The sequence below is a fragment of the Streptomyces sp. NPDC051105 genome (genome assembly GCF_040682795.1).
Lineage (GTDB): Bacteria > Actinomycetota > Actinomycetes > Streptomycetales > Streptomycetaceae > Streptomyces.
Window position 1 is genome coordinate 138417 of the sequence record NZ_JBFBBR010000010.1, and the last position, 8158, is coordinate 146574.

The 8158-nt window shown below is 69.9% G+C and carries 7 protein-coding genes; 3 read left to right on the forward strand and 4 right to left on the reverse strand.

Annotated elements, in window-relative coordinates; genetic code table 11:
• Nucleotide 1 precedes the first annotated feature (1 nt).
• The 3 genes from AB0N16_RS25040 to AB0N16_RS25050 all read right to left on the reverse strand — a co-directional run bounded on the left by AB0N16_RS25040 (nt 2) and on the right by AB0N16_RS25050 (nt 1912).
• Nucleotides 2-877: an NUDIX hydrolase gene (locus AB0N16_RS25040; protein WP_365800239.1), complete on the reverse strand. Its 876-nt coding sequence runs from the start codon at nt 875-877 to the stop codon at nt 2-4.
• Between the two features lie 412 nt (nt 878-1289).
• The gene (locus AB0N16_RS25045; protein ID WP_365800241.1) at nt 1290-1757 is read right to left on the reverse strand and encodes a RidA family protein; all 468 of its coding nucleotides are present in this window, start codon (nt 1755-1757) and stop codon (nt 1290-1292) included.
• A complete protein-coding gene (locus AB0N16_RS25050) occupies nt 1754-1912 on the reverse strand; it encodes a DUF4177 domain-containing protein (protein WP_019992579.1) in 159 nt (52 codons plus the stop codon). Before AB0N16_RS25050 ends, AB0N16_RS25045 begins: the two co-directional genes overlap by 4 nt.
• A gap of 151 nt (nt 1913-2063) precedes the next feature.
• On the opposite strand from AB0N16_RS25050, the gene AB0N16_RS25055 reads away from it, so the two are divergent.
• Together AB0N16_RS25055 and AB0N16_RS25060 are read left to right on the forward strand one after the other, a co-directional pair.
• Complete coding sequence (locus AB0N16_RS25055; protein ID WP_351747263.1) at nt 2064-3041, forward strand: ArsA-related P-loop ATPase; 978 nt, start codon at nt 2064-2066, stop codon at nt 3039-3041.
• A complete protein-coding gene (locus AB0N16_RS25060) occupies nt 3038-4627 on the forward strand; it encodes an ArsA-related P-loop ATPase (RefSeq protein ID WP_365800244.1) in 1590 nt (529 codons plus the stop codon). Before AB0N16_RS25055 ends, AB0N16_RS25060 begins: the two co-directional genes overlap by 4 nt.
• A gap of 190 nt (nt 4628-4817) precedes the next feature.
• On the opposite strand, the gene wblA is transcribed toward AB0N16_RS25060, so the two are convergent.
• Nucleotides 4818-5156, reverse strand: coding sequence for a transcriptional regulator WblA (gene wblA / locus AB0N16_RS25065; protein ID WP_132856581.1), 339 nt, complete (start codon nt 5154-5156; stop codon nt 4818-4820).
• Between the two features lie 583 nt (nt 5157-5739).
• Between wblA and AB0N16_RS25070 the strand changes: the two genes are divergently transcribed.
• Complete coding sequence (locus AB0N16_RS25070; RefSeq protein WP_365800246.1) at nt 5740-8043, forward strand: transglycosylase domain-containing protein; 2304 nt, start codon at nt 5740-5742, stop codon at nt 8041-8043.
• The last annotated feature ends 115 nt before the right edge of the window (nt 8044-8158 follow it).

The following is an 8158-nucleotide window of genomic DNA, read 5'->3' on the forward strand; positions in this document are numbered from 1 at the left end:
CTCAGGCTCCCCCGGTCGTGAGGTCGGTCGGTATGCGCTTGGTGAACTCGCCGTGGCCCGGCCAGGTCAGGACGATCTCGCCGCCCTCCAGGCGGGCGCGGGCCAGAACCGGGGTCATGTCCCGCGCGGGCGCGGCCGCGAGCGTCTCGGCGGCCGTGGCGTACGGCGTCAGCTGGCGCAGGGTCGCGATGGTGGGCGGCATCATCAGCAGTTCGCCCTTGTCGTAGCCGGCGGCCGCCTCCGCCGGGCGGATCCACACCGTGCGGTCGGCCTCCGTGGAGGCGTTCCGGGTGCGCTGGCCCTCCGGGAGGGCGGCGACGAAGAACCAGGTGTCGTAGCGGCGAGTTTCGAACTCCGGGGTGATCCAGCGTGTCCAGGCGCCCAGCAGGTCCGAGCGGAGGACCAGGCCCCGCCGGTCCAGGAACTGGGCGAAGGACAGGTCACGGGCGACCAGGGCCGCGCGGTCGGCCTCCCAGTCGTCCCCGGTGGTGTCCCCGACCACGGCGTCGGCGGCCGGGCCCGCGAGCAGGACGCCGGCCTCCTCGTACGTCTCCCGCACCGCCGCGCAGACGATCGCCTGGGCGGCCGCCTCGTCGACGCCGAGCCGCTGCGCCCACCACGCGCGCGTGGGGCCCGCCCAGCGGACCTGGTGGTCGTCGTCACGCGGGTCGACACCGCCGCCCGGATACGCGTACGCGCCTCCGGCGAAGGCCATGGAGGCGCGTCTGCGCAGCATGTGGACGACGGGACCGCCGGGGGTGTCCTTCAGGAGCAGGACGGTCGCGGCGCGCTTCGGGGACACCGGCGCGAGGGTGCCCTCCGCGTGCGCGCGGATGCGGTCCGGCCACTCCGGGGGATACCACTGTCCATCGGCCATTACCGGAGGCTATCCCGTGGGGAGCGAATGTTCGAGAGGGGGCTCCGGGGCCCCCGGCGGTGCCACGGGGCGGCCGGACGCGGCCGCGGCGGTGGCCGGATGCGACCACGCCGGCGGCCGGATGCCGGTCGCGAGAGCAGCCGGATGCCGTAACAGCAGTTGCCGGATGCGATCGCGTCCGCGGCCGGCCGGACGCGGACGCGGCGGCAGCCGCGGCCGGATGCGGTTACGGCAGCTGCCGGATGCGGTCGCGACAGCAGCCGGATGCCGTAACAGCAGCTGCCGGATGCGATCACGTCCGCGGCCGGACGGACGCGACCACGTCGGCGGCCGGACGCGGTCGCGGCAGCAGCCGGACGCGGACGCGGCGGCAGCCGGATGCGATTACGTCGGCGGCCGCGGCCGGATGCGGTTACGGCAGCAGTTCGACCTGGACCTCGACCTCGACCGGTGCGTCCAGCGGCAGCACCGCGACGCCCACCGCGCTGCGCGCGTGCACGCCCTTGTCGCCGAGGACCTCGCCGAGCAGCTCGCTGGCGCCGTTGATCACGCCGGGCTGGCCGGTGAAGTCGGCCGCGGAGGCGACGAAGCCGACGACCTTCACCACACGCGCGATGCGGTCCAGGTCACCGGCGACGGACTTCACGGCGGCCAGGGCGTTCAGCGCGCAGGTGCGGGCCAGTTCCTTGGCCTCCTCCGCGGTGACCTCGGCGCCGACCTTGCCGGTGACCGGGAGCTTGCCGTCCACCATCGGCAGCTGGCCGGAGGTGTAGACGTACGCACCCGACCGGACGGCCGGCTGGTAGGCGGCGAGCGGCGGGACGACCGCCGGCAGCGAAAGACCGAGTTCGGCCAGCTTGGCCTCGACGGCGCTCGTCACGGCTTCTCCCGCTTCAGGTAGGCCACGAGCTGCTCGGGGTTGTTGGGCCCGGGCACGACCTGGACGAGCTCCCAGCCGTCCTCGCCCCAGGTGTCCAGAATCTGCTTCGTGGCATGGACGAGCAGCGGCACGGTTGCGTATTCCCACTTGGTCATGGGCCGACTGTATCCGCTGTGACGAACGGGACACGTGGCCGACCGCCGGGCAGGTCACGGCGGTCGGCCACCGGCCCCGGCGGCCGACCGCACGCACGGTTGTCCACAGCCTCCCGCGTGAGTGTCCGGCCGACTGGTTAGTCTCGAAGATGTGAGCAGGCTCCAGGTCGTCAGCGGCAAGGGCGGGACCGGAAAGACGACGGTCGCCGCCGCACTCGCGCTGGCCCTCGCGACTGAGGGGAAGCGGACGCTTCTCGTGGAGGTCGAGGGTCGGCAGGGCATCGCCCAGCTCTTCGAGACGGAGGCGTTGCCCTATGAGGAGCGGAAAATCGCGGTCGCGCCGGGAGGCGGTGAGGTCTATGCGCTGGCCATCGATCCCGAACTGGCCCTTCTGGACTACCTCCAGATGTTCTACAAGCTCGGCGGGGCCGGCCGGGCCCTGAAGAAGCTCGGCGCGATCGACTTCGCCACCACAGTCGCGCCGGGACTGAGAGACGTCCTCCTGACCGGCAAGGCGTGCGAGGCGGTGCGCAGGAAGGACAAGGCCGGCCGTTTCATCTACGACTACGTCGTCATGGACGCCCCGCCGACCGGCCGCATCACCCGCTTCCTGAACGTGAACGACGAGGTGGCCGGGCTCGCCAAGATCGGCCCGATACACAATCAGGCGCAGGCCGTGATGCGGGTGCTGAAGTCCAAGGAGACGGCCGTGCACCTGGTCACCCTCCTGGAGGAGATGCCGGTCCAGGAGACCGCCGACGGCATCGCGGAACTGCGCGCCGCGCGGCTGCCGGTGGGCCGGGTCATCGTGAACATGGTCCGGCCGGAGGTGTTGGACGCGGCCGACCTGGAACTCGTACGGACGGTGCCGCGCACCGCCGTGGCGCAGGCGCTGTCGGCCGCGGGGCTGGGCGGGGCGCGGCGTGGCGGGAAGGCCGGGCAGCTGGTGGACCCGCTGCTCGCCCAGGCCGCCGAGTACGCCGAGCGGTATGCGCTGGAGCACGAGCAGCGCGCGGTCCTCGCCGAGCTGGACCTGCCGCGGCACGAACTGCCGCTGCTCGCCGAGGGAATGGACCTGGCGGGCCTGTACGAACTCGCCACCGAGCTGCGGAAACAGGGGATGTCATGACTTCGGACCCGGACTCGGAGCCGACGCAGGACGGTACGCGCCGACTGGCCCACGCGCCCGCGCTCGATGTCGACGCGCTGCTCGACGACCCGAACACCCGGATCGTGGTGTGCTGCGGCTCGGGCGGGGTCGGGAAGACGACGACCGCGGCGGCGCTGGGGCTGCGGGCGGCCGAGCGCGGCCGCAAGGTGGTCGTGCTCACCATCGACCCGGCCAAGCGGCTGGCACAGTCCATGGGCATCGACTCGCTCGACAACGTGCCACGGAAGGTGAAGGGCACCGAGGACCGAGCAGGGGCACCGCACGGCGACTCGGCCGAGGACGGCGGGCGGCGGGCCGACGGCGACACGGCGGAGGAGAGCGGGCAACGGACCGGCGGCGACTCGGCCGAGGACGGCGGGCACCGGACCGGCGGCGACTCGGCGGAGGAGAGCGGGCAACGGACCGGCGGCGAACTGCACGCCATGATGCTCGACATGAAGCGCACCTTCGACGAGGTCGTCGAGGCGCACGCGGACGCCGAGCGGGCGGCCGCCATCCTGGCCAACCCCTTCTACCAGTCGCTCTCGGCGGGCTTCGCGGGCACGCAGGAGTACATGGCGATGGAGAAGCTGGGCCAGTTGCGGGCCCGGGACGAGTGGGACCTGATCGTCGTCGACACCCCGCCCTCCCGCTCCGCGCTGGACTTCCTGGACGCGCCGAAGCGGCTGGGCTCCTTCCTGGACGGCAAACTGATCCGTCTGCTCACCGCGCCGGCGAAGCTGGGCGGCCGGGCGGGCATGGCCTTCCTGAACGTCGGCATGTCGATGATGACCGGCACGCTCGGCAAGCTGCTCGGCGGGCAACTACTGAAGGACGTCCAGACGTTCGTGGCCGCGATGGACACGACGTTCGGCGGGTTCCGCACGCGCGCGGACGCGACGTACAAGCTGCTTCAGGCGCCCGGTACGGCGTTCCTGGTGGTGGCGGCTCCGGAGCGGGACGCGTTGCGTGAGGCCGCGTACTTCGTGGAGCGGCTGGCCGCGGAGGACATGCCGCTGGTCGGTCTGGTCCTCAACCGCGTCCATGGCAGCGGCGCCGACCGGCTGTCCGCCGAGCGTGCGCTCGCCGCCGCGGAAAATCTCGAGGTCGCGGAAAATCTTGAGGAGCCCCGCATTGTGGATCAGGGTGACGGGAAAGCTGGACTTCGTAACTCTCCCGACACGTACGGCAGTTCTGAATCATCCGCGTCCGAGTCCGACGGCTCCCCCTCGTCCGGACTCGAGGCGACGACGACGCCCCAGGCACCTCAGGCACCCCAGGCAGACGAATCCCCCTCGTCCCAGCCCGGGCCTGACGCGTCCGAGCCCGACTCCTCCGGTGGCCCGGACCGCACCGTCGACCAGCTCACCGCAAGCCTGCTGAGGCTGCACGTCGAGCGCATGCAGCTGCTCTCCCGTGAGCAGCGCACACGTGACCGCTTCACCGCGCGCCACCCCGAGGTGGCCATGGTGGAAGTGGCCGCGCTGCCCGGCGATGTGCACGACCTCGCGGGACTGCGGGACATCGGCGACCGGCTCGCGGCCGGCCGGCCGGAGCTCCCGTAGCCGTATGCCCGTAGTCGGCCAGGGCCCGTAGCCGCATGCCGACAGTCGGCCACAGGCCCGTAGTCACATGCCCGTAGTCGGCCGCAGGCCCGTAGTCGTATGCCCGCCTGGGTTCCGGGGGGCGTATGCCCTCGGCGAGTTCGGCAGGTGGTTCAGTCCGGGTGGTTCAGTCGGTGGTGCGCCGGGTGACTCAGCTCACCGCCGCGTAGTTCTCGTACACCTCGTCGCTGTCGAGGGGGACGATGCCGGTCCCCCGCTCGTACTCCGAGCGCGCTGTCTCCAGGAGCCTGCGCCAGGAGGTCACGGTGGGCCGCCTGCGCAGCAGTGCGCGGCGCTCCCGCTCGGTCATTCCTCCCCACACGCCGAACTCGACGCGATTGTCCAGCGCATCGGCCAGGCATTCGGTGCGTACCGGACATCCGGTGCACACCGCCTTGGCCCTGTTCTGCGCTGCTCCTTGAACGAACAGTTCATCCGGATCGGTAGTGCGGCAGGCAGCCTGCGCACTCCAGTCGGTTACCCAGCCCATACCGGCGCCGTCCTCTCCCGAATCGAGGCTCCCCCACGGCGGCAGCGGCATATTCACCGCCGCCAGTTGAGGACGTTACGGAAGGTGGGCACAGCGCAACACCCCCTTCGGGCCCAATCTTGAATGGCCCGAACGGACTATGGGTAAGCGGCAGATCACCCGCGGGAGTGAGCTGGCGACATGCGTGATCATTCCGGCAAACCGGGACAGCTATGGTGCGCCACAACGGACGCCGGATGACACACGAGGCGGATTCGGACACACCATCAACACATCACCCGAAAAAAAGTGGGCGGGTTCCGGAACGATTCGGGGTCGCCGGACGTATTGATACGTGGCCGCGCTGCTGTGACAGTTGAGAGCAGCTTAGGCCAAGGCCTGCGCGCGTGTCCGGCGAATGGCAAGGTAGGCCGTTCATGTCGTCGCGCCGTCGGCGAGGCGCCACCATGCCGTCAGACGGATCGGATCGCAGCGCACCCCGTGTTCTGGTCGCGTCGTCCTCTATGTCACGATCCGGCACTCGAACATCCCGAGAGCCGCCCGCTCACGCGGAATGCTCATCCCTACGGATTAGGCTGCCCCCATGCCAAAGAAGCGCTCGGGCGGTGGTCTGTCGGCCACGCAGCAGGCCGCCAAGTTCCTCGGTGTCAGTGTGCTCGCGGGAGCCGTGATGGCGGGCATCGCGCTGCCCGCGGCCGGCGCCCTGGGCCTCGCGGCCAAGGGTTCGGTCCAGGGCTTCGACGACATCCCCGCCAACCTCAAGAGCCCGCAGCTCAGCCAGCGGACCAGGATCCTCGACAGCCAGGGCAACCAGATCGCCCAGGTCTACTCCCGTGACCGCACGGTGGTGGACCTCAAGGAGATCTCGCCGTACATGCAGAAGGCGATCGTCGCGATCGAGGACTCGCGCTACTACCAGCACGGCGCCGTCGACCTGAAGGGCGTCCTGCGCGCGCTGAACAAGAACGCGGTGAGCGGCGGGGTCGCCCAGGGCGCCTCCACACTCACCCAGCAGCTGGTGAAGAACTACTTCATCGAGGAGGCCGGCGACGACCCCACCAAGGTTGCCGAGGCCACCCAGCAGACCCTCGGCCGCAAGGTCAAGGAGCTGAAGTACGCGATCCAGCTGGAGGAGAAGCTCGGCAAGAAGAAGATCCTCGAGAACTACCTGAACATCACCTTCTTCGGCGAGCAGGCCTACGGCATCGAGGCCGCCTCCCAGCGCTACTTCTCCCAGCACGCCAAGAATCTCAACCTCCAGCAGTCGGCCCTGCTGGCCGGCATCGTGCAGTCGCCCAGCCGCTACGACCCGGTCAACGACGAGGCCGAGGCCACCAAACGGCGCAACGTCGTCCTTGAGCGCATGGCCCAACTCGGCGACATCTCCCAGGCGGAGGCCGACAAGGCCAAGGAAGCACCGCTCGGTCTGCATGTCACCCAGCCCAAGAACGGCTGCATCACCGCCACCAAGGGCGCCGGGTTCTTCTGCAAGTACGTCGAGAAGGTCTTCCTCACCGACCCTGCCTTCGGCAAGACCGCCGCGGCGCGCGCCAAGCTCTGGAACCAGGGCGGCCTGACCATCCGTACCACCCTGGACCCGCAGGCCCAGGAGTCGGTGCAGACCTCGATCAAGGACCACGTCTACAAGGCCGACTCGGTCGCCGCGGCCGCCACCCTCGTGGAGCCCGGCACCGGCAAGATCCTGGCGATGGGCCAGTCGAAGCCGTACGGCTACAACAAGAACGAGACCGAGTACAACTTCTCGGTCGACCGCGACTACGGCGGCTCCAACTACGGCTTCCCGACGGGTTCGACGTTCAAGCCGTTCGTGGCCGCGGCCGCCATCGAGGGCGGCAAGCCGGCGACGCAGGAGTACTCGGCGCCGTACAAGATGAACTACCCGAGCCCCGTCCAGCAGTGCGACGGCAAGCAGTGGGTCAACACGGACAACGAGCAGGTCGAGAACGAGAACGAGTCCGAGGTCGGGCCGTACCAGATGAAGAAGGCGATGGCGAAGTCCATCAACACCTACTTCGTCCAGCTGATCTCCGACATCGGCCTGTGCCCGGTCGTCAAGATGACCGACGCGCTCCACGTCCACCAGGGCGACGGCTCGAAGCTCCCGCAGACCCCGTCCATCGCCCTCGGCGCGATCGGCCTCTCCCCGCTGACCATGGCGAGCGCGTACGCCACCTTCGCCGACCGCGGTATGTACTGCACGCCGGTCGCCATCGAGTCGATCACCCAGAAGGTCGGCAACGAGCAGAAGTCCCTGCCCGTGCCCAAGTCGACCTGCTCGCGGGCGATGAGCGAGAAGACCGCCGACACCATCAACACCCTGCTGCGCGGAGTGGTCGACTCCGGTACCGGTCAGGAGGCCGGCCTGGACGACCGCGAGAGCGCCGGCAAGACGGGTACCACGGACTCCCGCAAGAACGCCTGGTTCGTCGGCTACACGCCGAACCTCGCGGGCGCGGTCTGGGTCGGCAGCGCCAAGCAGAACATCGAGATGAACCACATCACCATCGGCGGTGTCTACCACGACGAGGTCTTCGGCGCCGACACGCCCGGCCCGATCTGGAAGGACGCCATGACCGGCGCCCTGGAGGGCAAGCAGACGGAGTCCTTCAACCTCATCGACATCCCGGACGAGGACAACCACGACAAGGGCAACGGAAACGGCAATGGGGACGGCAACGGCCGCGGCGATGACACGGGCGGCCTGATCGGCGGTCTGATCGGCGGCGGCACGGGCGACGGCGGCACGACGGGCGGCGCGACCACCGCGGGCACCACCAACCCGACCCCGACCTTCTCCTTCCCCGACGGCTTCATCCAAGGCAACGGGAACGGCGGGAACAACGGGAACGGAGGACGCAGGGGCTGAGGCTGACCTGCCTCTGGCTTTCCTGCTGGATCTCCTGCCAACTTCCTGCTGGCTTCCTGCTGGCTTTCCTATCGGTACGACGGCGGGGCCGCGCCTCTGCGAGAGAGGCGCGGCC

What these genes read in the sequence shown, in the direction of transcription:
- AB0N16_RS25070 (WP_365800246.1), top strand. Translation starts at nt 5,740, where the DNA reads ATGCCAAAGAAGCGCTCGGGCGGTGGTCTGTCGGCCACGCAGCAGGCC.
- wblA (WP_132856581.1), bottom strand. Translation starts at nt 5,156, where the DNA reads ATGGGCTGGGTAACCGACTGGAGTGCGCAGGCTGCCTGCCGCACTACC.
- AB0N16_RS25050 (WP_019992579.1), bottom strand. Translation starts at nt 1,912, where the DNA reads ATGACCAAGTGGGAATACGCAACCGTGCCGCTGCTCGTCCATGCCACG.
- AB0N16_RS25040 (WP_365800239.1), bottom strand. Translation starts at nt 877, where the DNA reads ATGGCCGATGGACAGTGGTATCCCCCGGAGTGGCCGGACCGCATCCGC.
- AB0N16_RS25060 (WP_365800244.1), top strand. Translation starts at nt 3,038, where the DNA reads ATGACTTCGGACCCGGACTCGGAGCCGACGCAGGACGGTACGCGCCGA.